Source organism: Haloarcula rara (assembly GCF_029338235.1).
Lineage (GTDB): Archaea > Halobacteriota > Halobacteria > Halobacteriales > Haloarculaceae > Haloarcula > Haloarcula rara.
In genome coordinates, this window is the sequence record NZ_CP119785.1 from 1676898 (window position 1) to 1702979 (window position 26082).

General features: G+C 67.1%; 26 protein-coding genes and 1 pseudogene. 14 read left to right on the plus strand and 13 right to left on the minus strand.

The genetic code is table 11. The features are described 5' to 3' along the window. Positions 1–8: 8 nt before the first annotated feature. From P1K32_RS08870 to priL, 5 genes are all read left to right on the plus strand, one after another. A complete protein-coding gene (locus P1K32_RS08870) occupies positions 9–1307 on the plus strand; it encodes an amidohydrolase (protein ID WP_276249377.1) in 1299 nt (432 codons plus the stop codon). A gap of 156 nt (positions 1308–1463) precedes the next feature. Then, on the plus strand, positions 1464–2225 hold the full coding sequence (locus P1K32_RS08875; RefSeq protein WP_276249378.1) for a hypothetical protein: 762 nt from the start codon (positions 1464–1466) through the stop codon (positions 2223–2225). A gap of 44 nt (positions 2226–2269) precedes the next feature. Then, positions 2270–3547, plus strand: a complete 1278-nt coding sequence (locus P1K32_RS08880) for an adenosylhomocysteinase (RefSeq protein ID WP_276249379.1) — start codon at positions 2270–2272, stop codon at positions 3545–3547. A gap of 268 nt (positions 3548–3815) precedes the next feature. Continuing rightward, the gene (locus P1K32_RS08885) at positions 3816–3977 is read left to right on the plus strand and encodes a DUF7534 family protein (protein WP_276249380.1); all 162 of its coding nucleotides are present in this window, start codon (positions 3816–3818) and stop codon (positions 3975–3977) included. A gap of 65 nt (positions 3978–4042) precedes the next feature. Beyond that, a complete protein-coding gene (priL, locus tag P1K32_RS08890) occupies positions 4043–5134 on the plus strand; it encodes a DNA primase regulatory subunit PriL (protein ID WP_276249381.1) in 1092 nt (363 codons plus the stop codon). Here the strand turns inward: priL and P1K32_RS08895 are convergent. Further along, on the minus strand, positions 5131–5340 hold the full coding sequence (locus P1K32_RS08895) for a DUF7472 family protein (protein WP_276249382.1): 210 nt from the start codon (positions 5338–5340) through the stop codon (positions 5131–5133). The genes priL and P1K32_RS08895 overlap by 4 nt on opposite strands. Before the next feature lie 568 nt (positions 5341–5908). On the opposite strand from P1K32_RS08895, the gene P1K32_RS08900 reads away from it, so the two are divergent. Then, complete coding sequence (locus P1K32_RS08900; protein WP_276249383.1) at positions 5909–6541, plus strand: SWIM zinc finger family protein; 633 nt, start codon at positions 5909–5911, stop codon at positions 6539–6541. A 175-nt stretch (positions 6542–6716) separates the two neighbouring features. Here the strand turns inward: P1K32_RS08900 and hjc are convergent, their stop codons facing one another. Next, positions 6717–7238 carry a Holliday junction resolvase Hjc gene (hjc, locus tag P1K32_RS08905; RefSeq protein ID WP_276249384.1) on the minus strand — a complete coding sequence of 174 codons (522 nt, stop codon included), beginning with the start codon at positions 7236–7238 and terminating at the stop codon, positions 6717–6719. A 119-nt stretch (positions 7239–7357) separates the two neighbouring features. On the opposite strand from hjc, the gene P1K32_RS08910 reads away from it, so the two are divergent. Further along, on the plus strand, positions 7358–8248 hold the full coding sequence (locus tag P1K32_RS08910; protein ID WP_276249385.1) for a DUF4382 domain-containing protein: 891 nt from the start codon (positions 7358–7360) through the stop codon (positions 8246–8248). Between the two features lie 30 nt (positions 8249–8278). Here P1K32_RS08910 and P1K32_RS08915 read toward each other — a convergent pair whose 3' ends face one another. The 4 genes from P1K32_RS08915 to P1K32_RS08930 are packed head-to-tail and all read right to left on the minus strand — an operon-like array spanning position 8279 to position 10595. Further along, a complete protein-coding gene (locus tag P1K32_RS08915) occupies positions 8279–8890 on the minus strand; it encodes a cell division protein CdpA domain-containing protein (RefSeq protein WP_276249386.1) in 612 nt (203 codons plus the stop codon). 36 nt (positions 8891–8926) lie between these two features. Next, a complete protein-coding gene (locus tag P1K32_RS08920; RefSeq protein WP_276249387.1) occupies positions 8927–9424 on the minus strand; it encodes an alpha/beta fold hydrolase in 498 nt (165 codons plus the stop codon). Then, on the minus strand, positions 9421–9807 hold the full coding sequence (locus tag P1K32_RS08925) for an alpha/beta fold hydrolase (protein WP_276249388.1): 387 nt from the start codon (positions 9805–9807) through the stop codon (positions 9421–9423). The genes P1K32_RS08920 and P1K32_RS08925 overlap by 4 nt, the downstream gene beginning before the upstream one ends. Positions 9808–9851: 44 nt before the next feature. Then, positions 9852–10595 carry a DNA polymerase sliding clamp gene (locus tag P1K32_RS08930; RefSeq protein WP_276249389.1) on the minus strand — a complete coding sequence of 248 codons (744 nt, stop codon included), beginning with the start codon at positions 10593–10595 and terminating at the stop codon, positions 9852–9854. Between the two features lie 178 nt (positions 10596–10773). Here P1K32_RS08930 and P1K32_RS08935 point away from each other — a divergent pair, with 178 nt between their 5' ends. Together P1K32_RS08935 and P1K32_RS08940 are read left to right on the plus strand one after the other, a co-directional pair. Then, positions 10774–11394 (plus strand): hypothetical protein, encoded by a 621-nt coding sequence (locus P1K32_RS08935; protein WP_276249390.1) that lies wholly within the window; start codon positions 10774–10776, stop codon positions 11392–11394. Positions 11395–11443: 49 nt separating this feature from the next. Continuing rightward, positions 11444–12237 (plus strand): annotated as a pseudogene (locus tag P1K32_RS08940) (23S rRNA (uridine(2552)-2'-O)-methyltransferase). 81 nt (positions 12238–12318) lie between these two features. Here P1K32_RS08940 and P1K32_RS08945 read toward each other — a convergent pair. Genes P1K32_RS08945 through P1K32_RS08955 form a run of 3 tightly spaced genes read right to left on the minus strand, consistent with a single transcriptional unit; the run spans position 12319 to position 15441 of the window. Further along, complete coding sequence (locus P1K32_RS08945; RefSeq protein ID WP_276249391.1) at positions 12319–13014, minus strand: queuosine precursor transporter; 696 nt, start codon at positions 13012–13014, stop codon at positions 12319–12321. Further along, entirely contained in the window at positions 13004–13180 is a 177-nt protein-coding gene (locus P1K32_RS08950) for a ribbon-helix-helix domain-containing protein (RefSeq protein ID WP_276249392.1), read from the minus strand. Before P1K32_RS08950 ends, P1K32_RS08945 begins: the two co-directional genes overlap by 11 nt. A gap of 44 nt (positions 13181–13224) precedes the next feature. After that, positions 13225–15441, minus strand: coding sequence for a twin-arginine translocase subunit TatC (locus P1K32_RS08955; protein ID WP_276249393.1), 2217 nt, complete (start codon positions 15439–15441; stop codon positions 13225–13227). 102 nt (positions 15442–15543) lie between these two features. Between P1K32_RS08955 and tatC the strand changes: the two genes are divergently transcribed. Both tatC and P1K32_RS08965 read left to right on the plus strand, forming a co-directional pair. Next, positions 15544–16968, plus strand: a complete 1425-nt coding sequence (tatC, locus tag P1K32_RS08960; protein ID WP_276249394.1) for a twin-arginine translocase subunit TatC — start codon at positions 15544–15546, stop codon at positions 16966–16968. After that, positions 16965–17582: a histidine phosphatase family protein gene (locus P1K32_RS08965; RefSeq protein ID WP_276249395.1), complete on the plus strand. Its 618-nt coding sequence runs from the start codon at positions 16965–16967 to the stop codon at positions 17580–17582. Before tatC ends, P1K32_RS08965 begins: the two co-directional genes overlap by 4 nt. Here the strand turns inward: P1K32_RS08965 and larE are convergent, their stop codons facing one another. Further along, complete coding sequence (gene larE, locus P1K32_RS08970) at positions 17583–18452, minus strand: ATP-dependent sacrificial sulfur transferase LarE (RefSeq protein ID WP_276249396.1); 870 nt, start codon at positions 18450–18452, stop codon at positions 17583–17585. A gap of 122 nt (positions 18453–18574) precedes the next feature. Between larE and P1K32_RS08975 the strand changes: the two genes are divergently transcribed. Further along, positions 18575–19309 carry a MinD/ParA family ATP-binding protein gene (locus tag P1K32_RS08975; RefSeq protein WP_276249397.1) on the plus strand — a complete coding sequence of 245 codons (735 nt, stop codon included), beginning with the start codon at positions 18575–18577 and terminating at the stop codon, positions 19307–19309. Here the strand turns inward: P1K32_RS08975 and P1K32_RS08980 are convergent. Beyond that, positions 19306–20583 (minus strand): outer membrane protein assembly factor BamB family protein, encoded by a 1278-nt coding sequence (locus P1K32_RS08980; RefSeq protein WP_276249398.1) that lies wholly within the window; start codon positions 20581–20583, stop codon positions 19306–19308. The genes P1K32_RS08975 and P1K32_RS08980 overlap by 4 nt on opposite strands. Before the next feature lie 215 nt (positions 20584–20798). On the opposite strand from P1K32_RS08980, the gene P1K32_RS08985 reads away from it, so the two are divergent. Next, positions 20799–22775 carry a MutS-related protein gene (locus P1K32_RS08985; RefSeq protein WP_276249399.1) on the plus strand — a complete coding sequence of 659 codons (1977 nt, stop codon included), beginning with the start codon at positions 20799–20801 and terminating at the stop codon, positions 22773–22775. 141 nt (positions 22776–22916) lie between these two features. On the opposite strand, the gene P1K32_RS08990 is transcribed toward P1K32_RS08985, so the two are convergent. Both P1K32_RS08990 and P1K32_RS08995 read right to left on the minus strand, forming a co-directional pair. Continuing rightward, positions 22917–23954 carry a PGF-CTERM sorting domain-containing protein gene (locus P1K32_RS08990; RefSeq protein ID WP_276249400.1) on the minus strand — a complete coding sequence of 346 codons (1038 nt, stop codon included), beginning with the start codon at positions 23952–23954 and terminating at the stop codon, positions 22917–22919. A 335-nt stretch (positions 23955–24289) separates the two neighbouring features. Beyond that, entirely contained in the window at positions 24290–24586 is a 297-nt protein-coding gene (locus P1K32_RS08995) for a hypothetical protein (protein ID WP_276249401.1), read from the minus strand. Between the two features lie 328 nt (positions 24587–24914). Here P1K32_RS08995 and P1K32_RS09000 point away from each other — a divergent pair, with 328 nt between their 5' ends. Continuing rightward, positions 24915–26042: an ORC1-type DNA replication protein gene (locus tag P1K32_RS09000; RefSeq protein WP_276249402.1), complete on the plus strand. Its 1128-nt coding sequence runs from the start codon at positions 24915–24917 to the stop codon at positions 26040–26042. Positions 26043–26082: the final 40 nt, after the last annotated feature.

Here is a 26082-nt window from a genome sequence, read left to right on the forward strand (position 1 = left end):
GCAGAGCCATGACCGACCTCCTCGTTGCCGGCGGACAGGTACTGCGACCGGACATGACAGTCGAACGCGCCGACGTGCTCGTCGACCAGGACAGCGGCGACATCGTGGCCGTCGACGACCCCGGCGAACTGGCCGGCGACGACGAACTGGACGCCAGCGGCGGCCTCGTCATCCCCGGACTGGTCAACGCCCACACACACGTCGCGATGACCCTCCTCCGGGGCTACGCCGACGACAAACCGCTGGACGCCTGGCTCCAGGAAGATATCTGGCCGGTCGAGGCCGAACTCACCGCCGAGGACGTCCGCGTCGGCGCGGAACTCGGCCTGGTGGAGATGATTCGCTCGGGGACGACGGCCCTCTCGGATATGTACTTCCACGTCGACGAGATAGCGGCGGCCGTCGAGGAGGCGGGGCTGCGGGCCGTGCTGGGCCACACCGCCGTCACGGTCGCCAAGGACGACGAGGGGGCGCGAGCGGACATGCAGGCGAGTCTCGAGACGGCCCTGGAACTCGACGGCGCGGCCGACGGGCGCATCCGGACGACGTTCCAGCCCCACAGTCTGACCACCGTGGGCGAGACGTACCTGCGCGAGTTCGTCCCCGAGGCCGTCGACGCGGGCCTGCCTATCCATTTACACGCCAACGAGACGACCGACGAGGTCGCCCCAATCGTCGACGAACACGGCGTGCGCCCGCTCGAATACGCCGACGACGTCGGGCTGCTGGGCGCGGACACCTTCCTCGCCCACTGTGTCCACGTCGACGAGACCGAAATCGACCTGCTCGCCGAGACTGGCACGGGCGCGGTCCACTGCCCGGCCTCGAACATGAAACTCGCCAGCGGGATGGCGCCGGTCCAGGCGATGCTCGACGCCGGCGTCACCGTCGGGCTGGGCACGGACGGGGCGGCCTCGAACAACGACCTCGATATGTTCGACGAACTGCGCGACGCCGCGATGGTGGGGAAGCTGGCCGCCGACGACGCGAGTGCCGTCCCCGCCGCGGCCGCCGTCGAGATGGCGACCGCGAACGGGGCCGACCTGCTGGGCTTCGATTCGGGCCGCGTGGCGGCGGGCGCGAACGCCGACCTCGCCGTCCTGGACCTCGACGCTGCCCACCTGACGCCGGCCCACGACCTCGTCTCGCATCTGGCCTACGCCGCCGGCGGGAGCGACGTGTGCCACACCGTCTGTGACGGCGAGGTGCTCATGCGCGAGGGCGAGGTCACTGTCTTCGACGAGGCGGCGGTCCGCGAGCGAGCGGGCGAGCACGCGGCGGCGCTGGTCGACCGTGCGGCCGAGTGAGAATTAAACACTCAAAGAACGTTATAAACGCTCCAACGGTTTCTGAGGCGGTAATGGTGCTGCTGACACGCAGGTGAACGAACTGAACGGGAGGGGGGGTTTAATCAGGTCTCTCGCGAGGATAGATGTGTGATACATACCAGATTATTCGCAGTTATGGCCACAGTGGGGTTGGTCCTGTTCGCGCTGGGACCGGGGGCGGCGACTGTCGCGGCTGACAGCGCAGGTAACGACTCGCTCGACGTATCGGTCAGCCAGGCGGACGCAGAACCGACCGTGACGGTGACCGATAACGATACCGCCGTCGAAAACGCCACCGTGACCGTCGAGGTCCTCGACAACGGCACGTACGCGGGTGCCGGTGAGGAGTACTCGACCGATGCGAACGGGACGGTCACGCTGCCCGAGCCCGAGGAGAACGTCTCCGTCGAGGTGACCGCGACCGACGGCGACGCGACCGACTCGACGACCGCGGAGCTGACCGTTTCGGACGAGAACGAGACTGTCGTCTTCGGTGACCGCGTCTCCTCGTTCGTCCAGTCGCTGCAATCGGGCAACTCGACCGGTATCGGTCAGCAGGTCGCGCAGTTCGCGACCGAGAACAACCCCGGCAACGCCCCGGAGTGGGCCGGTCCGCCTGAAGACGGTGACCGCGGCCCGCCCGAGCACGCCGGCCAGAACGACTCCGACAAGCGAGGTGGCCCGCCCGAGCACGCCGGCCAGAACGACAACGAGACGGCCGAGAACGACTCCGAGAAGGGCGGTGGCCCGCCCGAAGACGCCGGCCCGTCCGACGATAGCGACGACAACGAGACCGCCGAAACCGAGGAGGACAGCGGCGACGAGGAGGCCGACGGCGCCAACGGCAACGGTAACGGCGGCGGTCCGCCCGAGCAGGCCCGCGGCAACGGTAACTGAGCAGCTTCGGTAGCGTTTTACGAACTCTCTCCTTCTTCTCGGGCATGACAGCGCCCATTTCTGAGCGACTGGAGGACGCAGACGCGGCCCGTGAGTCGGGCCGCCGGAAGATGGACTGGGCAGCCCAGCACATGCCCATCTGTGACGCGCTCGCCTCGGAGTTCGAGGCCGAACAGCCCTTCGAGGGCGAGCGTATCGGCATGGCGATGCACGTCGAGGCCAAGACAGCGATTCTGGCCGAGATTCTGGCCGCCGGTGGCGCGGAAGTCGCTATCACCGGCTGTAACCCGCTCTCGACCCACGACGACGTCAGTGCCGCCCTGGACGCCGTTTCCGGCGTCACCTCCTACGCCGAGCGCGGCGTCGACGACGACGAGTACTACGCCGCTATCGAGGCCGTCATCGACCACGAGCCGACCATCACGGTCGACGACGGCATGGACCTCGTCGCGGCCATCCACGAGGACTACCCCGAGCTCATCGATACCATCGTCGGCGGGGCCGAGGAGACTACGACGGGCGTCCACCGCCTGCGCGCGATGGACGAGGACGGCCAGCTCGACTACCCCGTCTTCGCCGTCAACGACACGCCGATGAAACGGCTCTTCGACAACGTCCACGGCACCGGCGAGTCCTCGCTCGCGAGCATCGCCATGACCACGAACCTCTCGTGGGCCGGCAAAACCGTGGTCGTCGCCGGCTACGGCCACTGCGGGAAAGGCGTCGCCAAGAAGGCCAGCGGCCAGAACGCCGACGTGGTCGTCACGGAGGTCGAACCCCGCCGCGCCCTGGAGGCCCACATGGAGGGGTACGACGTCCTCCCGATGCTCGAGGCCGCCGCCGAGGGCGACGTGTTCATCACGACCACCGGCAACCGCGACGTCATCGTCGAGGAGCACTTCGAACGGATGCAGGACGGCGTCCTGCTCGCCAATGCCGGCCACTTCGACGTCGAAATCGACCTCGACGCCCTCTCGGACCTCGCGGTCGACTCCTACGAGGCCCGCGACGGCGTCCAGGCCTACGAGATGGCCGACGGTCGTCGGCTGAACGTCCTCGCGGAGGGCCGACTCGTGAACCTGGCGACCCCTATCGCGCTGGGCCACCCGGTCGAGGTGATGGACCAGAGCTTCGGGATTCAGGCCGTCGTCGTTCGCGAACTGGTCGAGAACGGCGACGCCTACGAGGCGGGCGTCCACGACGTGCCCGACCGGCTGGACAAGGAAGTCGCGGAGATTAAACTGGACGCCGAGGGCGTCGAGTTCGACGGGCTGACCGAGACCCAGGCGGAGTATATGGATTCCTGGCAGCACGGGACCTAGCGAGGTTTCGAACGAAGTGAGAAACCTCGAAAGCGAGCGGGGAGCGTAGCGACCCGCGAGCAGGGAGAGCCCGAGCGTAGCGAGAACAGCTGAAATGTCGAACGGGGAACGAAGTGACCCGTGAGACGCAGAGAGACGTCTCGGAAACGCCGAACGGGCGAGCGGACGTGCCCAGAGCGGTCGACAGGGGCCGTTACAGCGCGAACCGAAAGCACAACACCTACAATCTGATGCCCGGGTGAATATAGCAGTGAGTGGAGAGCGCTTTGTGGAGTTTCTCGCGGCCGAAGCCGCCTTCATTATGGTCGGCTTCGCCGTTGCCGCACAGCTCGCACCGCCTGATCTGTCCTCACAGATTATCGGGACACTGGTGATTCTGGCGGTGACGCTCCCACTCTCGTACTGGCTGGTCTACCGGCGGGGGCGCTGACGTCGAACCGAACTGCCCGGCACGGGGACGGCAATTTTATTCGGCCCCACGCGCAAGCGGTGTCCATGCAGCCGCTCCACGCGCGCTACCCGTTCCTGGCCGCCGCCCGCGAGGCCGTCGAGACCGCGGCGGTCGACCTGGGCGAGGTCGTCGCGACCGACGAGGCCGTCACCGAGCGGGCCGTGGAGCGGGTCGAACACGCCATCACCGACGGCAGTGTCGGCGACCCACACCGCCGGACCCGCGTCGAGTTGCTCTCTTACCCCGTCGCTCGCGTGCTCGTCTCGCTGGTCGATACGCACGTCTGTACCCGCAAGTACGCCCAGGCCGAGGCCGAGACGGCCCAGGACCGCTTCAGCCAGGAGTTCGCGGCGACGACGGAGTTCAAGTCCACCAGCACCGAACGCGTGAGCCTCGACCAGCTGCTCGCGGAGTTCGACCTCGCGAGCGCCGTCACCGACGCCGAGGACGGCTATTGGGTCGAGGTGGGGACCTACCTCGACCTGGCGGCCGACCAGCGGGGCGACCACTGGCGGCTGGTCAACCGGCCGCTGGCGGACGGTCGGGTCCGCATCGGCTCCGAGGAGCTACACGTCCTGCTGAAACAGGCCATCCGTCACCGGGTCGCCGAGGGACTCCCCTTCCAGGTGCCCGGCCCTATCGCCGACGAACTCGACGACGAGGTCGAGCACCTGAACGAGGTGCTCGCGGAGCTCGATCTGACCCGGGAGATAGACACCGTCGTCCCGGAACTGTTCCCGCCGTGCATGCAGGCGCTGCTGGACCAGGTCCAGAAGGGCGAACACCTGGCCCATCACTCGCGGTTCGCTATCGCCGCCTTCCTCACCAGTATCGGGATGACGACCGACGAGATCGTCGACCTCTTCCAGGTCAACCCCGGCTTCGGCGAGGAGGCGACCCGGTATCAGGTCGACCACATCCGCGGCGAGACCAGCCCGACGGAGTACTCGACGCCGGCCTGCTCGACGATGCAGTCCTACGGCGACTGCGTGAACATGGACGACCTCTGTGAGCGCATCTCCCATCCGATGGCCTACTACGAGAAGAAGATAGACGACGCCGAGGACGAGGAACTGGAGGACTGGCGCGACGAGAACAGCGACGGCGACGGCGAAGACGAAGCGGCCGAGGCCTAGAACTGCGACCGTTCCAGCCAGATGCCCGCGCCGAGCATCACGACGACGAACAGTCCAATAGCGCCGACCAGTGCGGTGCCGCCCTGGGGCGTGAGTCCGCCGTTGCTCGAGTAGGTCGTGGCGACGTAGACGGTTGCCGCGACGAACGTCACGAGGGCGATGGCCGAGATAACGACCTGCACGATGGCCTCCCGCTCGATTTCCATGTCCCGCGATATCCCCGGGGCGGCCAAAAGGGTGTCGAACCGCTCTAGCAATGGTTTGTGTCCGTGATGTGATTAGTTCTGAGAGCCAGAAAGTCCAACCCGTAGCCGGTTGGCCAGCCGGCATGGGTGGAACTGAAAGGGGCGACGCGTTCGACGAAGGCCGACAAAGCAAGCACCGCAGGCCGGAGGCCGAGGCGCGTGGTTCGAAAGGCGCCACGCGCCTTTCGTCATCACGAGAGAGTCGTCCGAAAATTGAAGATTTTCGGAAGTGAGCGAATCGGAGATTCGCGATCTGTGCAAGACCTTCGGTCTTGCAGCATCACGAGAGAGCTCCGCTCTCTCGGACGACTTCGCTCTCTCGAACGACAGCGAGTCGACCGAGTCGAACGCGTCGGGGCTTTCTGGCTGTTGGCGGTGGTCCTGACTGCTGTTGCTAGCGGGGCGGTCTGGCTGTCCACGTTCACAGTCACTCTAACACCTACGACCCACCCTGGCCGAGGGATTTAGGGTCGTTCGGGCCCTACGTTTCGACTGGACACACCGAGAAAAACAGCCGTGTCCGCCCGCTATGACACTGATTACGCCATCGGACGACACCGAGCCGACTGCACTGGCACCCGACCCCGAGCGGCTCGACGCCCGCTCGCGTCGCGCCTGGACCGAGCGGATGCTGGTCGACCGCCGCGAGGACGACAGCTACGCCGTCACCACCGAGAGCGGTCACACCTACCGCGTCGACCTGACCGAACACAGCTGTAGCTGTCCCGACCACCGGATACGCGGCGAGCAGTGCAAACACCTGCGGCGGGTCGCCATCGAGATAACCGCCCGCCGTGTCGCCCCGCCGGGCCGCGAGCGGGCGCGCTGTGACGTCTGTGGCAGCGTCACGTTCGTCCCACGGGACGCGGTCCCACCGCACCGCTGCCGGCGCTGTCGGCTCGTCCCCGGCGACGTCGTCGTCGACCGAGAGACGGGCAAGCGCCTCGTCGTCGCACGCGTTCTCGACGAGCAGGCCGACGAGCACGTCGTCGAGGCCACCGGGGAGACCGTCGCCGAGTACGAGCGCAACGACGGCTACCCGCCCGAGGACCCCGTGGTCGAGGCGACGTATCTGACCGACACCCGCCGGCGGAGGAGGCCCCGTCGCTACGCCTTCCCGCGGTCGCGGCTGGACCGGACCGACGAGCGAATCGTCGAGTGAGGGGGCAGACAGCGCCCCCGTAAAAAAGGTGAGTGGAGCGAACCGTGACAGCCGCCGTCGGTGCGTCGAAGCCCCCAGGACGGCTTCGACACACGTGTGTCGGTGTGACCCACCCCTGCGACGGCGGCACGCTATCTGCTGGCGGTATCGTTGATAAAGTCCCGCACTGCAGGGCTCACTCAAGCATCGCTGCGGCCTCGTCTTTCGAGAGGTCGCCCCGCTCGAACGCCGCGAGGATATCGAGTATCGCCTGGTCCGGCCCGCTATCGTCGGCGACCTCGTCGAGGGTCACCTTCCTCGTGTTGCCGACGAACTCGTCGAAGTCGGTGCCCTCGGCGATGGCAGTCTCCTTCTTGACGCGGTAGTTGCCGCCGTCGGTCGTGTAGAGGTCGCCCGGGTGGAAAAAGTACCAGTCCTCGCGGTCGAAGCGAGCGGCGACGCGGGGTCTGGCGCCGAAGTTCCGCGCGAAGAAGAGCAGGGCCTCTATCTCCGCGCCGTCCAGGTAGATGGGGTCGCCGGCGCTGGATTTCGCCTCGATAGCGTAGAAGGTCTCCCCGTCGCCGGTCAGTACGTCCGGGAGTTCGCGCTCGGTCGCGCTGCCGCTCGCGGGCGCGCGCATCACCGCGAAGCCGGCGTCGTCGAGTGCGTTGACCAGCTCCCGCTCGCGGCGGTCCCCCTTCGCGTTCGAGTTTGCCATTATCAGACGGTGGTTCCACACCGGTAAAACGTTCATGTATAGCGTTTATTCGGTTCATCCGGCCAGCGAACGCTGAACAGTCGACGCCGTATATATGGGTGCAGTCGCACGGAGCGGGTATGGACCGACGACAATTCCTCACTGCGACGACAGTGACCGGGACGACACTGCTTGCCGGCTGTGGCGGCTCGACAGACAGTAGCGGTACCGCGGCCGACGACGGGACCCCCGGAGATAGCACCGAAACGGCCATCGACGGAGAGAACAGCGCCACCACCGGCAGTTTCCGACTGCTCATCAGCGACCGACCGGCCGACATCGGCGACTTCGACTCGCTGGACGTGACCTTCGAGAAGGCCCGCGTCCACCGCCAAAATTCGGGAGACGACACCGACGAAACGGAGACGGCCACGGAGACCCAGACAGCGACCGAAACGGCCGAAGCGACGGAGACGGCCACGGAGACCGAAACGGCCGAGGAAACGGAGACGGCCACGGAGACCGAAACGGCCGAGGAAACGGAGACGGACGCCGAGGAGGACGACTCGGACGACGCGGACGTCTCCGAGCGGGGATTCACCGTCTTCGGCCTGGAGTCGCCGACTGTCGACCTGACACAGGTCGTCGGCGAGAAGGCCATCGGCGTCCTCGACGGCAAACTGGAGACCGGCACGTACAGCAAGATAGAGCTGTACGTGAGCGACATCGAGGGCGTCGTCGACGGCGAGACGGTGCCGGTGAAGCTCCCGAGCGACAAGCTCCAGATTCAGAAATCCTTCGAGGTGACGGCCGACGAGCCCGTCGAGTTCGTCTTCGACATCAACGTCGTCAAGAAGGGCAACGGCGGCTACAACCTCAAGCCAGTCATCAGCGAGAGCGGTGTCGCCGGGAAGGACGTCGAGGTCGAGGAGGTCGACGCCGACGAGGGCTCGACCGAGTCGTCGACGGAGAGCGGTACTGAAACGGAACGTGGAACGGAAACAGAGCGCGACACTGCGACCGAGGCCTAACAACGTCCCCGGTCGGCCGTTCGCCGCCGGCTACTCTTCGGCCCGGGATTCGATTTCTCGGATAATCTGTTCGGTCTCGCCCCCGTCGCTGCGCACGGCGTTCGCGTAGCGCTGGTACTCTTCGCGGGTGACCGTCACCGTCTGTTTCTTGCCCTTGCGGGTCAGCTCCAGTCGGACCATCCCCTGCGGGTTGTTCCGGGTGCGGAAACTCGCCATCGCGGTGAAGACGAACCAGAACGCCAGGGCGGTGCCGACGAAGTACGCCATCGCCGTCTCGAAGGCGAGCGTCTCCGCCCCGGTCGTCCATCGCTCGGGGTAGGCCACCTGGAAGATGGCGACACCGACCAGACAGAACCCGGCGCCGACGAGGACGCCGACGTTCTCGCGCCGGGAGGATGGGAGGACGGCGACGACGCCCAGAAACATCGCCGGGATACCTAGCCCGCCCAGCGTCCCGGCCAGCTTCTCGGCGGCCCGGAGGTCGCTCGCGCCCAGCCACGCGCCGACGGGTGTCGTCACGACCAGTAGGCCCAGCACGACCGCCAGCGCGCCCAGCCCGCCGAGTGTGGCCCCGGCGTAGACGCGACGCGGGTCCCGCCCCTCCCACCGGCGGCCACCGTACGCGTCTCCGAGGTTTTCCATGGGATGCCGTTGTATCCCATCCCACAAAACGGTACGTCAGACGGGCGTCGGACCTCGTAACGCGGGGCCCGCCGCCACACAGAGCGTCCCCAGGTGGTCGCTGTCGACCCGTTCGAGCGTGGCCTCGGGGAGCCGGCGGGCCAGTGTCTCGCCGGTCTCGGGTGCGACGTTGGTGTCGCGCTGGCCCTGCAGGACGGTGACTGGAACCGACACGTCCGCGAGGTCGAAGGGCCAGGGCCGGGCGAGCAGGCCCAGTTCCCGGACGACACCCGAGGGCCCGCCCGCGGTCGCCGCCAGCAGGTCGGCCTTGACGAGTCGGGCGATGTCGTCGGTCGCAAGCGTCTCGGTCTCGGGTGACTCCTGGGCCACGAGGTCAAGCGCCGCCTGCGGGTCCTGCCGGGCGAGCAGCCGCCGCTGGAGCCGGACGAGCGGCGAGCAGAGCCACGGAGCGTACGTGGCCAGTGCCCCCATCGCCCGCTGCGCTCGTCCCGTCTCGCCGACGCCGGGCGGTCCGGCCCCGCTGACCAGCGTCACCGACGCGACGGCCTCGATGGGATGACACGCCAGCGCGAACGGGGCGCCCCGGAGAATCCCACCACTCTGGCCTCGTCGGCGCCGATGTGGGAAAGCAGCGCGGCGGCGTCGTCGGGCCAGTCGTCGATACCGCGCTCGGCGGCCTCGGAGTCGCCGATACCTGGCCGGTCGGGGGCGACGAGGCGGATGCCCCGCTCGGCCGCGGCGGCAGAAAGCAGGCGGCCGAGCAGCCGCGAGCCGGGCGTCCCGTGACAGAAGAGAACGGGGCGTCCCGTCGGGTCGCCGTAGGTCGCGTAGGCGAGCGCTCGGCCGTCGCGGTCGAGATACTTCGGGGCAGCGTCCTCCGGTCGCCAGTCGGCGTCGGGAGCTGTCGCGGCGCCCATACGCCATCGTTCCGGATAGCTTCAGAAAAGTCTGGCCCCGTCGTCTAGTCGCTCTGGATGCGCGGCGCGAGCATGTAGGTGACCCGGCCCTGGCCCTCGGCGAAGTCGAAGTGCATCTTGACGGGGAACTCCTCGCCCAGCTCCATCTCGACTTCCGCGTCTTTCGGGATGGCCTTGTTCATGTTCTTCAGGTAATCAAGCGAGAACAGGGAGTGGGCGTCACCGGGCGTGAGGTCGATGAGATCCTCCTGTGTGAGTTCGAGGTGGACGTCGTCGGTGTCGCCCTCGGCGTCGACGTAAAACAGCTCGTTGGTCGCGTTGACGCCAAGCGCGATGTGGTCGCTGACCATGTCCGCCGCGGTCACCGACCGGTTGATATCCTTCCCCTCGATGACGATGTGCGAGGACAGATCCAGGTCGGGGAGGTCGGGCTCCTGGCGGATGGAGTCGGGGTCGATGAGCGCGAGCGTGTATTCGAGGCCGTCGATGGCGATGTGGAGCTTGCGCGTCTCCTCGTCGAGTTCCAGATGGACGAGCTGGCCCGAGTCGGCCATGCCGGCGATATCTTCCAGCCGGGAGAGGTTGACACCGATGAGGCCGCCGTCGGTCTCGTAGGACTCGAAGGCCGCCGCGTCGAGTCGCAGGTCGACCATACCGACGTTGGCCGGGTCGACCGCCCGAATCTCCAGCCCGTCGTCTTCGAGGTGGATCTTGCACTCGTCCACCAGCACGCTCACTGAGTCGAGAGCCGACTTGAGCGTGTCCGCACTCACGATGGCGTTGAACATCTTGAACCGGGCTACGCCCCCATGCATTAAAAAGTCCCTCATTGAATCCGCGTGCGCGCGGGGGAATCGGCGCCGACGCCGACAGTGCGGGGACGAGTCGACCCCCGAACAGACGGACCGGAGCGGTTGCAGACGCAGGCACTGGCGGTATCAGCCCGGCTCGACAAAGGATAGTGAGATGAATCGCGCAGCCGACGGCGGGGAGCACCGCTGGTGGAGCCGACGAGCGGTGTTGCGGTCGGTCGCCGCCGGCGTCGGTGCTGTCGGGACCGCCGGCGTCGCGGCGGGCCAGCAGGAGACCGACGGCAGTGGCGCCCAGGGCGGGCAGCGACACGCCGTCATCCCGGAACAGCAACAGTACGACCAGACGGTGACGGGATTTTTCGTCCACATCGGGCCGGGCGTCGACCCGCTGGAGTCCAGTGTCGCCGACAACTGTGATTTCGTCGACTGGACAGACGACGAGACGCTGGCCTACGACGCCCGGCTCATCGACCGCAAGGCCGACCCCGAGCAGACCCAGATAACGCTGTATCTCAACGACCGCGTCGACGTCGAGCCGGGGATGCTGTTTATCATCAACGACCGCGAGCAGTGCGAGAGTGGCTATCTGGGCATCTATCTCGAACCGGTCGGCATCAACCTGGCACAGCTCCGGAGCCGGGATTACACGCCAAACGCCGAGAACCAGGACGGCGGCGGTGGCGGTATCGGTGCCGCCGGTCCCGGAATGGGTGTCGCGAGCGGGCTGGCGGGGCTACTAGGTGGTGGATGGTTCTATAGTCGGCGCGGAGACTGATGACGGCAAAACAACACCCCTAACCCCATCGGTGGCGAATCACCGGCAAATGAGCGGCAAAGACGAATACTACAACAAGGCCAAACAGCAGGGCTACCGCGCCCGGTCGGCCTACAAGCTCCAGCAGCTGGACGAGACGGCCGGCCTGCTCGGCGACGGACGCACCGTCGTCGACCTCGGGGCGCGCCGGGCGGCTGGCTGCAGGTCGCCGCCGAGCGCGTCGGCGAACGGGGGACCGTCGTCGGCGTCGACCGCCAGCGCATCGAGCACCTGGAGGACCCGGACCCGACCGTTGAGTACGTCCGCGGCGACATGACCGAGGAGTCGACGAAACAGAAGGTCCGCGACGCCGTCGGCGGTACCACCGACGCCCGCGGCGGCCCGGTCGATGTGGTGCTCTCGGACATGGCGCCGAACATGAGCGGCGACTACGACCTCGACCACGCCCGTTCAGTCCACCTGGTCCGGCAGGCCTTCGAGGTCGCGACCGACCTGCTCGACTCGGGCGGGGATTTCGCCGCGAAAGTGTTCGACGGCCAGGACCTGGCGGACCTCAAGGCCGACATCGAGCCGGAGTTCGAGTACGTCCGCGAGGTGCGCCCCGACGCCTCCCGTGACTCCTCCTCGGAACTGTACCTCGTCGCGAAACACCGCCTGACTGCGCCGGTCCGCGAGGGCGACGTGGTCGAGGTGACCATCGACGACATGGGCGAGGAGGGCGACGGCATCGCGAAGGTCGATGGCTTTACCGTCTTCGTCAGCGGCGTCGGGGAAGGCGAGACAGTCGAGGTGCGTATCGACGACGTGAAACCGCGCTTTGCGTTCGGCCAGCCGGCCGAATAGCGGTCGACCTCGCTCTGCTCCGCGGTTTCGTGCCGCTCACCGCTCCGCTTCGAGGGTCTGAGCGACAGCGAAGACCCTCGCTCACCACGGCGACGGTCGGGCGGCCTGCTCCCGACCGCGGGCGAAGGCGACGACGGCGTAGACGAAGGGGGTGTCGACCAGCGCGATGACGAGTTTCAGGAGGTACTGGCCGATGATAAGCGCCAGTGCGCCCGACAGCGAGACGTCCCCGAAGACGACGAAGGCGACGCCGATGAAGATAACCGTATCGAGCAGCTGGCTGGAGGCCGTCGAGCCGATGTTGCGCAGCCAGAGGTGGTCACCGTCAGTGAACTCGCCGATGGCGTGGAAGACGAACACGTCCCAGTTCTGGGAGACGACGTAGGCCGCGAGGCTGGCGGCGACGATGCCCGTACTCGCCGCGAGCACCTGCCGGAACGCCGCCGGCTCGATGGGCTGTGCGGCCGCGGGGAGGCCGGGCGCGTAGATGGTGCTCCAGACTAGTCCCAGCAGCACGAAGTTCATGGCGAAGCCGACGTTGACGACGATTGTCGCGGCCCGGCGGCCGTACAGCTCGGTGTAGCTATCGGAGGCGAAGAACGTCAGCGCGTAGGCCACCGCCGAGCCGGGCATCACCAGCTGGGCGCCGACGACGGGCAGCGAGACGGGTAAGGAAAACGCCAGCAGCTTCGAGGCGGTTACCTGGGCGACCACCAGCGACGTGACAAAGAGGGCGACCAGGCCGATACGCAAGGGGTCCTCGCCGCTACTGCTCATCGTCCAGCCGTCCCTGTCGCTCGTCGATGTCGTCGAGCATATCGAGCGTCTTGCGGATGGAGGCCCGGATGGCCTCGCTGCGGTTGACGAACTTCCCGTCCTCCCCGACGTGGTCGTCGAGGTCCGCGAGGAGTTCGGCGGGCACTTCGACGCTTATCTTGGGCATACCCTGAGAATATTCTGTCTCGGCTTAAATCGGTCGAATCGGCCCTAATCGGCCGGTTCGCCCCGGCGCTCCGGCGTCCGTCGCCCGCCCAGCGTGTACACCCACAGGATAGCCAGCCCCAGGAGGTACGCAAGCGAGACGGGGATGCCGACCAGGAACATGGTGAAGATGCCCTGAGGCGACAGAATCGCCGAGAGTGTGATGATGCCGATGACGACCTCGCGCCAGCGCTCGTACATCAGGGTAAAGGGGACGATGCCGCCCCGATGGAACAGGAACATCGTGATGGGTATCTCCGCGAGCAGACCGATGCCGACCGTGAGGAAGAACACGAGCCAGCCGAAGCTGCTGATGCGGTAGGAGATTATCATGTTGGCCTGCAGCTGGTCGCGGGCGATGGCCGAGATGGTCACCGGCGCGACGTAAAGAAAGCCCACGAGACTGCCGACGATGAGCGCGCCAAACAGGGACCCGCCCCAGACCAGCAGTATCTTCCGGTCGCCGACGACGAGCCCGCGGTCTTTCATCGCCGGCCACGCGAAGTACGCGACCAGCGGAATCACCGAGACGGCGCCGATGATGGTCGAGAACTTCACGATGAAGACCAGGTGCTCGACGGGGTGCAGGGTCACGATGTCCACGCCGGCGCGCATCCCCTCGGGGAGGCGGCTGACGAACACTTCCCGGATGGCGCCGATACCGCCCTGGTAGAGAAAGAGGAAGACGCCGGCCAGCACGGCCCCGAACAGGCCCATTATCCAGAACGCCTTCGAGAGCAGCGAGTCGAGGATAAAGCGGATGTCGTAGTAGTAGCCGCCGATGTCGTCTTCGGTGGTCTCCTCTTCGGTGAAGGCGTCGGCCATCCCGGCCGTCGTCGAGGTGACGATGCTGCTGTCGTCCTCGGGCTGGTCCTCGCTTGCCGAGGCTGCCTGTGCGCTCTCTTCCTGGCCCTCGTCGGGGCCGTCGTCCTCGTGGACGGCGTCCCAGCGGTCGAGGACGGCCTGGGCCTTCTCCTGGTCGTCGTTCGACAGCGCCCGGTCGGCGTGGTTTAGCGCTTCCTCCTCGGTCATGACCTCGAAGGCCTCCTCGGGCGCGACGCGGACGGCGGATGCGTCCAGTTCCCCGATGTCGATGGCCGTCGGGTCGCCGTGACGCCGGCCGGTGGGGACGGCGCTCTCGCCGAGCGCCTGCAGGACGTGGTAGTACAGCACGACCGCCGCGCCCGCGAGCCCGACGACGGCGCCGATGGCGAGGGCGGTCTCGGTCGTCGAGAGGCCAAGCAGGTCGGGCCGGGCGAGCTCCCCTTGCAGACTCTCCGAGTAGGGCGCAGCGGCGGCGTCGACGGCCCGGAGCGCCTCGAAGGCCGACGTGGTCAGCAGCAGGTACACCGCGCCGCCGCTCAGGACGGCCGCCCCGAGGACGGTGTTCCACTGCTCTCTGGCGACCCGGCGGGTGCTGACGAGCTCGCCCGAGCGCTTGACCGTCACCGCGAGCTTCGAGAGCGCGAGGCTGAAGCCGTAGAGCCCACACAGCGGCAGGGCCCACATGATCTGGGTGAACGGGTCCGGGGGCGAAAAGAGCGCCCCGAAACCGAAGATGGCGAGCACGGCCAGGCGCCACTTGTCGCGAAACGTCTCGTAGGGGACGATACCGGTGTAAGAAAGCACCGTCATCATGAGCGGGAGCTGGGCCGCCAGGCCGAACGAAACCGCGAGCAGGAAGACGAACTGGAACCACTTGACGATGGAGTACTGCGGGGTGAAGCCGGCGGCCAGCGCGTTGCCGGCCAGGAAGTTGAACATAATCGGGAAGAACAGCTCGTAGGCGTAAGCGACGCCGACGGCGAACAGTCCCAGGGCAGTGACGACGAAGAGTCCGCCCTTCCAGGCGGGGATGTGTTCGGTGGGCCACCAGCCCCGGCGGCGAAGCCCGTCACGACCGAAGAAAATGAGCAGCGGTAGCGACATGAGAATCCCGATGACGGCCCCGATTTTCACCTGCAAGAGGATGACGTCGAAGGGCGTAACGGCGACGATCTGCGTGGCCTGCGACGTCGTCAGGTCCATCTTGGAGTACAGCAGGTCTGCTCGCAGTCGGTCCCAGGCCCCGTACTGCAGCGCCAGGATGGTTCCGATCATGCCGACGACGAAGACGATAAAGACCTTCTGCAGGTTCGACTGGGCAGCGGAGAGCATCGCCCCCAGCGTCTCACGGCCGCTCTGGACGGTGCGGACCGTGTCCTCGTCGATGGCGCTAGACATCTGCTCGGTGGTAGCCGACTGACTGTTATCAATTTGTTCATGGCCCGCGCCCCCTCGCTCGAAAAGAAAGTTTACAACAACCTCCGTCTAAGCCCGTCACAGATGGCTGACGGCTCCGACGGGGACGACCGCGACTGGGACGTGCCACGCCGCGAGAGCGAAGTCTATCCCAGTCTGGAGATGCCCGGATCCCCGACACCGGCTGGCGACGTGGGCTCGGCCCCGTCGACAACCGAGAGCGCGCCGACCCCGGAGCCGACCGGGTCGGGCGAGGAGTTCGACGGGGCGCCCGACGACGAGGAGATGCCCCTGGCCGACCACGTCGAGGAGATGGCGACGCGGCTGTTCATCGTCCTGGCCGTGATGGCCGGGGTCGCCGTCCTCGCCCTGCCGTACTCGGACGAACTCATCAACTTCCTCTGGTACTCCTTTCTCGACGGGCCGGCGGAGAACTGCGCCCGCATCGCCGTCGACGCGACCGAGGGTGGCCAGGCGGCCGGTCCCTCGGGCGCGGACTGTCCCCACGTCTACAGCCCGCTCGCGCTCATCCTCGCGCGGCTGAAGGTCGCCTCGCTGGTGGGCCTCATCGTCGCCTTGCCCGTCTTCGTCTACGAGACGTATCTGTTCATGCGCCCGGGGCTGTACCCCAGCGAGCGACGCTACTATCTGGCCGCGGTGCCGACGAGTCTGGTGCTCGCGGCGGTCGGCGTCGCCTTCGCGTACTTCCTCGTCCTGCGGGCGATGTTCGACTACTTCATCACCTATTCGGACCGCGCCGCCGACCTCGCTTTCGGCCTGAGCGAGACGTTCAACCTCATCATTCTGATGCTGGGCTTTTTCGCCATCGTCTTTCAGATTCCGCTCTTTGTCATGCTGGCCATCATGATGGGTCTCGTGACCCGGCAGTGGCTGGTCCAGCGCCGCCTCTACTTCTGGGGGGCCTTCGCGGCTATCGCCTTCGTCTTCAGCCCGGACCCGACCGGGATGGCGCCGCTGATGGTCGCGGTGACGATGATCGGCCTCTTCGAGGGGACGCTGCTCCTGTTGAAGTGGACCGGCACCAGCTCGCCCGTCCCGTCGAGCGAGACCCTGGCCAAGCGCCGCCCCTACGCCTACCTCCTCTTTGCGCTCGTCGGCTACGTCCTCAGCCCGCTGCCGGTGCCCACGGGCTACTACGGTGCCCTGCCGAGCGCGCTCACCGACCCCCTCGCTGCCATCGGCTTCGCCCCGTCTATCGTCGTCGGCGGCGGAATCATCGTCCTGTTCGAGCTGCTGGCCTATCTCAACAAGAACTTCTACGGCAGCGTGAAACTGTGGCGCGGCCTCCGCCGGGCCCGGCTGGCGGTCTGGACGGTCGCTATCGTCGTCGGCTACCTCTCGACGCCCGACCCGACGCTGTTCCGGCTGGTCGACCAGTTCGGCCTGCCGCTTTCGGCCGCCGCCGGTATCGCCGTGGCCCTGCTGCTGGTCTTCGAGGGCAGCCTGCTCGTCGTCCGGCGCGGGTCGAGTGAGGGGAGCGAGGAATGACCACACTGCTGCTCGTGCGTCACGGCGAGACCCACTGGAACCGCGAGGGGCGGGTCCAGGGGTGGGCCGCGACGGGGTTGACCGACCGCGGTCGCGAGCAGGCCCGAGCGCCAGGCGCGTGGCTCGGCGGGGCCCACACCGTCGACCGCGTGTTGTCCTCGGACCTCGAACGGACCCGGGCCACCACCGCGACCGTCCGCGAGGCGGCCGGCGGGCTGCCAGCGCCCGCCTTCGACCCGTCGCTCCGCGAGCGCGGCTTCGGCGTCTACCAGGGTTTTCTGGCAGCAGAGATGGCCGACCGCTTCCCCGACCACGACAGCTCGAAGAGCTACCTCACCCTCGAGGTCGACCCGCTGAACGGGGAGTCCGTCGCGGCCTTCGTCGACCGCGTCGAGCGCGCCTGGCGCGGGGTCACCGGGGCCGTGGCCGACGGCGAGACGGCCGTCGTCGTCACACACGGCGGCGTGTTGAAGCTCGTTCGGGCGATACTGACCGACCGGGACCCGCGGGCCACGCTGGCGCAGTCGTCGCCGCCGAACTGCTCGGTCACCGAGGTCCGACTCGACGGGACGCCCGAGCTGGTTCGGTTCGGCGCCACGCCGTGGCGCGAGTAATCACTCCGCGCTCGGGTAGTCGGCGTCGAACACGTCGCTCACCACGTCCTCGCTCTGCTCCTCGTCTTCCGGACTCACGCTACCAGTTCGATAGCCGTGCAAATCCAGCGTCACGTGGTCGAAGCCACAGTCCCCGATGTGGTCCCGGGCGGCGCGGACGAAGTCCGGGTCGAGCGCGGCCGCCAGTTCGCTCTCGCCCACTTCGATACGCGCGAGCCCGTCGTGGTCCCGGACCCGGAACTGCTCGAAGCCCCACGTTCGCAGCAGGCGCTCGGCCTTCTCGACGCGGGAGAGGCGCTCCTCGGTCACCTCCAGCCCGGTCGGGATGCGCGAGGAGAGACACGCCATCGAGGGTTTGTCGGCCACGGAGAGGTCGTACTCGCGGGCGATTTCCCTGACCTGTGCTTTCTCGACGCCGTGTTCCAGCAGCGGGGAGTAGGCGTCCAGTTCCTCGACGGCGCGCAGGCCCGGACGATGCCCCTCGCCGGCGTCGGAGGCGTTGGTGCCGTCACACACCACGTCGATGCCGAGTTCGCGGGCGCGGTCGTACATTGCGCCCAGCCGCATCGACCGGCAGTGATAGCAGCGCTGCTCGTCGTTTTCGACGAACTCCTGACTGTCGAGTTCGGAGAACTCCACGAGTTCGTGGCGGATGCCGATCTCCTCGGCGACCCGAACCGCGTCGTCGAGTTCCGCCGCGGGCAGCGTCTCGGATTTGGCGGTGCAGGCGACGGCATCGTCGCCCAGCGCGTCGTGAGCCAGCGCCGCCACCACACTGGAGTCGACGCCGCCGGAGAACGCGACGAGTACGCCGTCCCGGTCGGCGAGGTCCTCGCGAACGGCGGCGACGGTCTCGACAACAGCAGACATAGGGTCTGGTACTGGGTGGACGGGCAAAACGCCTTCGCGTCGAAGGTCCGCTCCGTTGACCGGTGTCTTGCACGCGTCATACTCGGGATTTTTACTCGCATGGCCTGAAACAAACAAGATAGATGCGGGGTCACTGTTACGCGGTCGCAAGCGGCAAAGGCGGCGTCGGGAAGACGACGACGGCAGTCAACACGGCTACCGAGTTGGCGGGGCGGGGCTACGACGTCGTGGTGGTCGACGCCGACCTCGCGATGACGAACCTCGGGCGCGTCGTCGGCGTCGACCACGAGCCGACGCTACACGACGTACTGGCCGGCGACGCGGCGCTCGAAGCCGCGATACACGCCGACGGGGAGTTCGCCGTCGTTCCGGGGACCGACGATATCGGCAAGATACGGGACGCCGACCCCGCTGAGCTGCGCCGAGTCATCAAGCGGCTGCAGACGGCTTTCGAGGTCGTCATCGTCGACACCGGCGCCGGCGTGGACCACGAGACGATGGTAGGCTGCGGGCTGGCCGATGACGTCGTGCTCGTGACGACGCCCGACGAGACGGCGGTGACGGACACGAAAAAGAGCCGGGAGATGGTCGAGAAAGTCGACGGCGACGTGCTGGGCGTGGTCGTCACGCGGACGCCGGACGCGGCCGCGGCGACGTCGGCCGCAGACGAACTGAGAGTCGAGATGCTGGGTGCGGCGCCCGAGGCCCCCGAGGTCGTCGGCGACGAGCCGGTCGTCACCACGGCCCCGGACTCGGCCGTCGCAGCGGCCTATAGCGACATCGCCGAGCGGCTCGCGGTCGCGGTCGACACTGCGGGCACCGCCGCCGCGGACGAGGGGGCCGTCGGCGACGACTAGCGTTCTTCGGTCGCGATTGCGGACACGGTGTCGTTGTAGTTCCCGACGTAGACGATGCCGTCGACGACCGTCGGCGGCGTCCGAATCAGGTTGCCCGTATCGACAGTCCACCGCTCGGTGCCGTCACTGGTGTCGAGTGCACGGACCGTCCCGTCGCCACAGCCCGCGTAGACGGTGCCGTCGACGACGCTGAGTTCGGCCATGAGCCAGTCGCCGGGTCGGTATCGCCACTGCTCGGCCCTGGTGGCGGCGTCGAGCGCGAAGATGTCCTCGTGGGTGGTTCCGAGATAGATGGTCCCGTCAGCGACTGCGACTGTCTGCCCCCGGGGCGTGAAGCTCTGGTAGCGCCACTGCTGGCTCCCGTCGGCCGTCGACAGGCCGAGTAGCGTCCCTTCGGTCCGGTCCGAGGTACTGATGTAGACGATGCCGTCGGCCACTGTCGGTGCGTTGAAGACGTACTTCCCGGTGTCGACGCTCCACTGCTGGCTCCCGTCGGCAGTGTCGAGTGCGTACGCCCGTCGGTCGAGACTCCCGGCGTAGACGGTGCCGTCGGCGACCGCCGGCGAGGCCTGGACGGGCCCCCGGGTCTGGAAGCGCCACTGCTGGCTGCCGTCGGCGGTGTCGATAGCGTACACGTATCCGTCGTCGCTGCCCACGTAGACGGTGCCGTCGACGACGGCGGGCGAGGACTGGACGGCGTCGCCCGCCTCGAAGCGCCACTGCCGGCTGCCGTCGGCGGCGTCGATAGCGTACACGTACCCGTCGTGGCTCCCGACGTAGACCGTGTCGTCGACGACTGCCGGCGACGACCGGACGACGTCGCCCGCCTCGAAGCGCCACTGCCGGCTGCCGTCGGCGGCGTCGATAGCGTACACGTACCCGTCGTGGCTCCCGACGTAGACCGTGTCGTCGACGACTGCCGGCGACGTCTGGATGATGTTGTCGGCCCGGAACTCCCACCGGGTGACGACGTCCTCGGTGGGCCCCGTCTCCTCGAGTGCCGCTCGTGTCCGTGCGGGGTTGGCGCCGAACATCGGCCACCCGCTGATCGACTCCTCCGCGATGGGTTCCTCGGGTTCGGGTTCCGGTTCTTCCTCCGGCGTCTCGTCCGGGGCCCCCGTCTCGGTCGCTGTCGGGGTGGCGGTCTCGGCGTCGGTCGCCGTCTCCGTTCCCGTCGGTGCCCCCGTCTCGGTCGTGTTACAGCCTGCAAGCCCCGCCGCGCCGGTGACTCCCAGCGACAGCAGGTACTCCCGTCTCGTCGGTCGTCGTGTCATGGGTGGTATCGGACACCAGACGGCTTAAAGTAGCTGTCAGAAAACACATAATATCTCCCCGGCCCTGGGGCCGTCACACGGGTCGGCGCCGCCTCACAGGGGCGCCACACTTCCGTTCTAGCTATCGCCGCCCGGCGGTGACACATATCGACAAATCGTTGTCCCGACCCCTGTCACGGGAGGTTTTTTCTCGTCGGCCGCGAATGGCCCGACAGATGGAGCTCGAATCGGTACCGGGCGTCGGGGCGAAGACGGCCGAGGCGTTGCGCGAACTCGACGACCCCGAGCGGGCCCTGAGCGAGGGCGACGTGGCCGCGCTCTCGCGGGCCCCCGGAATCAGCGAGGGTCGGGCCGCCCACATCGCACGCGGCGCGATTCGGGCCGAACACGACGACCCCGGCGGCTTCGCCGCCACACAGCGGGCCCGGGAGCTGTACGAGGCGGCGCTGGGCCTGCTACAGGAGCGCACCGTCACCGACTACGGCGCCAAGCGTCTGGAGACGCTGTATCCAAGCGGCGTTCGGAGCCGCATCGACGAGGTCCGGGCGTTCACCGAGCGCGCGCTCGAACGCGAGCCGACGCCCGCGGTCCGCGAGGCGCTTTCCGGCGTCGAACCACTGACCGAGCCCGGTGACGTGCGGGTCCGGGACCGCTGTCTGGCGACCGGCGACGCCGAGACGTACGCCGCGGCACAGTCCGCGATTCCGGAGGTGAGCGTCGAACTCGTCGACGACGCCCGCCAGCTCGCGGAGCTGGCCCGCTCCTATGCGACCGTCGTCGTCCTCGACGAGGCCTTCGCCGGCGTCGACGTCGAGGGGGACGTGCGGGTCGAACCCGACGCCCTGGAAGCGCCCGCGTCGGTCGTCCCCGAGCGCGTTCTCACGTTCTTCGCCCGGAACCGCGACGCCGTGCGGGCCGCCGTCGCGGTCCACCGCGAGGTCGACCTCGAGGCCCCCTGTGACCTCGACGCGCTCGAGTCGGCGCTCGACCAGCTCGGCGAGGACGGCTCGGTCAGGGGCGACGAGGAACTCGACCGGCTCGCGACCGCCGTGGACGACCTCGACGCCGCCGTCTCGGCCGCAGAGGGCGTCGCCAACGACCACCTGCGGGCGGCCATCGAGGAACGGGACGTCACCATCGAGGGGACGGACCTGCTGTCGCTGGTCGAACGGGGCGCGGGGGTGGACTCGCTGCTCGACCGGGAACTGGCCGACGAGTACGCCGAGGCCGTCGACCGGGCACGGGACCACCTCGTCGACGCGCTCCAGTTGCGTGACACGGAGGCGATGGCCCGCCGGGCGTTCCCCGACGAGCCGACCTATCCGGTCGAACACGAGGAACGCGTCGTCTCGCGGCTCCGCGAGGAGCTGACCGCGACGCGGGACCGCCGGGCGACCCAGCGCAAACGCGCGATAGCGGACGAGCTCGCGTCCGTGCGAGGTGCCGCCCAGACGCTCGTTGACGCGGCACTGGAGCTGGACGTGGAACTCGCTGTCGCCAGATTCGCCGTCGACTTCGAGGCCACGCTGCCCGAACTGACCGACGAGCCCGGCTTCGACATCGAGGGCGGTCGGTCGCCGCTGCTCGATGTCCCCTTCGCCGAGGTCGAACCCGTCGACTACCGCGTCGACGGCGTCACCGTCCTCTCGGGAGTCAACAGCGGGGGCAAGACCTCGACGCTGGACCTGGTGGCGCTGGTGACCGTCCTGGCCCACATGGGGCTGCCCGTCCCCGCCGAGTCGGCCCGCGTCGGGCGGATTTCGGAACTCCACTACCACGCCAAGACCCAGGGGACGCTGGACGCGGGCGCCTTCGAGACGACGCTGCGGGACTTCGGCGGATTAGTCACCGACGTGACCGCTGACCGCCCCGTTCTGGTACTGGTCGACGAACTCGAATCCATCACCGAACCGGGCGCCGCCGCGACCATCATCGCCGGCATCCTCGAATCGCTCACCGAGCGGGAGGCCGCCGGCGTCTTCGTCTCTCACCTCGCCGAGGACATCGTCGAGGCCGCCGACGCCGACCTCTCGGTCGACGGTATCCAGGCCGAGGGGCTGGTCGACGGCGAGTTGCGGGTGAATCGCTCGCCCGTGAAAGGGGAGCTCGCCCGCTCGACCCCGGAGCTCATCGTCGAGAAGCTCGCCGAAGACGGCGACGGGTTCTACGCCGGGCTGTTAGAGAAGTTCTGACGCCGTAACTCGGGAGCGACCGCCACGACCCACCCGTCGTGTTTCGCCGCGCCATCGGCGCCACTCCGGCGGTGAATCTGTGACACGGTGTCGTTGCTGGATCGCGGTCAAAAAACAGAACCGCAGGACGGGTCGTTCCCGTTAGTCGTCGCGTCGGACGGCTAGCAACGCAGCAGCGACGAGCGCGAGCAGCGCGACCGCGGCGGTGAAGCCGGGACCGCTCCCGTCCGTCGTGGCTGTCGGCCCGCCGTCGGTCGACTCGCCGTCGGTCGGCTGGTCATCGTCGACAGGCGTGGCAGTGTCGGTCGGCGTGGCAGTGTCGGTCGGCGTTCCCGGCGTCGGTGTTTCCGGCGGGTCGGTCTGTCCCGGGTCCGTCGCGAAGACCGCGTACTCGGAGAAGCCGTCCGGCGGTGCCTCCAGCACGACGCGGTTGTCGTTCTGTCTGACGACCGTCGTGTCGAGTTCCGCCCACTCGCCGGCGGTCTCGTTCAGGTGGTAGATCGACAGCTGGTCCGCCGTGACGCCGAGTTCGTCGAGCCGGGACTGCTTGACCCCGATTCGAATGGTCTCGATGCCGTCACTCTCACCGAGGACGAACTCGATGTCCGCGCCGGTGGCGAAGGTCCTGTTCGCGGGGCCTTCGACCGACGGACCGGTTCGCTCGGTGATCGAGACCGTCGCGCTCAGGTTGGTCTGGCTGGTGAAGCCGACTGCGCTCAGGCTCTCACCGTCGACGGAGATGGTCGCGTTGGTCCCGGAGATGCTATCTGAGACCGTCATACCCTCGCCGGTGTCGTCGTCGCCGGCACCGCCGACGCTACCGCCACCGCCGCCCCCGCTGGGAACGTCGGTGTCGTCGTCGGTATCGGCCTGGACGCTGAAGTCGAACTCCTCGGAAGCGCCCGAGGAGAACGACGTTGTGTCGGACTGTTCCTCGACCGACACGGTCAGTTCGTCGCCGGACTCCTGTTCCTCGGCCGGCACCGAGAGCTCGTAGTACCCGTCGGCGCCCGTCGTCGCCGTGTAGCTGTTACCGTCGGGACCGGTCACAGTGACGGTCGCGTCACTGACCGCGTCGCCGTTCTGGTCGGTAACAGTGCCGAACACCTCGTGTGGTGGACTCGGGACTGCGGTGGCAGTTGCCGGTGCGAACGCCGTGAGCACGACGACTACGACCACCAGATACCGCAAACCACGTCTGTCTGTGTTATCGTGTATCATGAGTGAACCTATCTAAAAATTTGGAATTTGGGTTTGGTGGTTAGTCGAGCTGGCGCACCGGCTCCTCGTTCGGGTACTGAGCCTCGGTGTAGACTTCGTCGTCTACGAGATTACCGACAAGGGGCGTGTCGCCGCCGCGAACCAATCGGTCTACGAGGACGACGAGACCGATTTCGAGGCGTTTCTCGATGCGGAGTGTGCGGCAGACGGGGACGCGTAGTCCGGTACAGCGCGCCGACGTACTCTCAGTGTCACCTGCGGCGTGACGAGCACCCCTGTCATCGCGTGCGCGTTCACTCGGTCTGCTGGTCGAGTTCCTCGATCGCGTCCAGCGCCAGGTTGATGTCCTCTTTTGCCGCTTCCAGGGACTGCCGTATGTTTTCGAGATTCCGATTCCCGAATCCGTCGTACTCTCGCTCTGTAGCGGCTTGCTGGTACTGGAACAGACTCGACTGCGTAGCGATGTCGTTACACGACTGTGATGCAGTGAGCAACGATACCGACACGATCCACAGTAACTCCTCGGACGTCGTTTCTCCCCTGTCTATCTCCCCTGCGGTATCCCTTGCAGGCTTAACCTGTCCACCCATTGCGTATCAGGTCTGGGGTATTACAAGAATAAAATAGTTTGCATAGAATCATATGTTCCGATAGGCGGCCCATACTTTCGCATTCGGGGAAGTACAATTTCTAGATGTAGTTTTAAATAAATACAAAAATAATTAATAAAAATAGAACGTAAAGTACCACGAATTGTCTGTTTGCTGGCCCGAGTGTGCTGCGACCGATACGATGTGTAGCTGGTGTCGACTGTCGCGACTGACCGTCGTCGCCGCTCCGAGCCCCGCGTTCACCGTCAGTTCCACTTTCACTGTCGGTGGCAAATGGTTAAGTGGGCAGCGAAGCTCGGTGAAAGTGATGAGCGACAATCCTGAGGAGGACATGCTCGGATGGGACGAGTCCGTCTTCAGGGACGAACACGTCTTCGAGATCGACTGGCTGCCGGAGACGTTCAAACACCGCGAGACGCAGATGGAGACGCTGAAGTACGCGCTCCGCCCCGCCGTCCGTGGGTCTCGCCCGCTGAACGTCATCGCCCGGGGCCCGCCCGGCACCGGCAAGACCACCTCGACCCAGATTCTCTTCGACGAGTTGACCGCCCAGACGGACGTCCAGGCGGTGCGGGTCAACTGCCAGGTGGACTCGACGCGCTACGCCGTCTTCTCCCGGCTCTTTGCTGAAATATTCGACTACGAACCGCCCTCCTCGGGTATCTCGTTCAAGAAGCTGTTCTCCCAGATAACGGACAAGCTCGTCGAGGAAGACGAGGTGCTCGTCGTCGCGCTGGACGACGTGAACTACCTCTTCTACGAGTCCGAAGCCAGTGATACGCTGTACTCCCTTCTCAGAGCCCACGAGGCCCACTCCGGGGCCCGGGTCGGCGTCATCTGTGTCTCCTCGGACCTCGAACTCGACGTCATCGAGGAACTCGACACGCGCGTCCAGTCCGTCTTCCGGCCCGAAGAGGTGTATTTCAACAAGTACGGCCAGGCCGAAATCGTCGATATCCTCGACGAGCGCGTCGAGCGCGGCTTCAACGAGGGCGTCGTCGGCACCCAGGTACTGGACCGCGTGGCCGAACTCACCGCCGAGCAGGGCGGCGACCTGCGGGTGGGTATCGACCTCTTGCGGCGGGCCGGGATGAACGCCGAGATGCGCGCCTCCCGGAGCGTCGAGCTGGAAGACGTCGAGTCGGCCTACGACAAGTCCAAGTACGTCCACCTCTCGCGTCGGCTGCGGGAGCTCTCCGATTCCGAGCGCGCCCTCGTCGAGGTCATCGCCGAGCACGACGGGAAACGGGCCGGCGACATCTACGACGCGTTCAACGAAGCCAGCGGGCTGGGCTACACTCGCTACTCCGAGATAATCAACAAGCTCGACCAGCTGGGCATCATCGACGCCGAGTACACCGAAGTGGAGGGCCGCGGGCGCTCCCGGCAGCTGACGCTCAACTACGACGCTGACGCGGTGCTCGAACGGCTCTGACCCGGCCGAGAGTTTATATGCGAACCCGCGGCCAGACCCG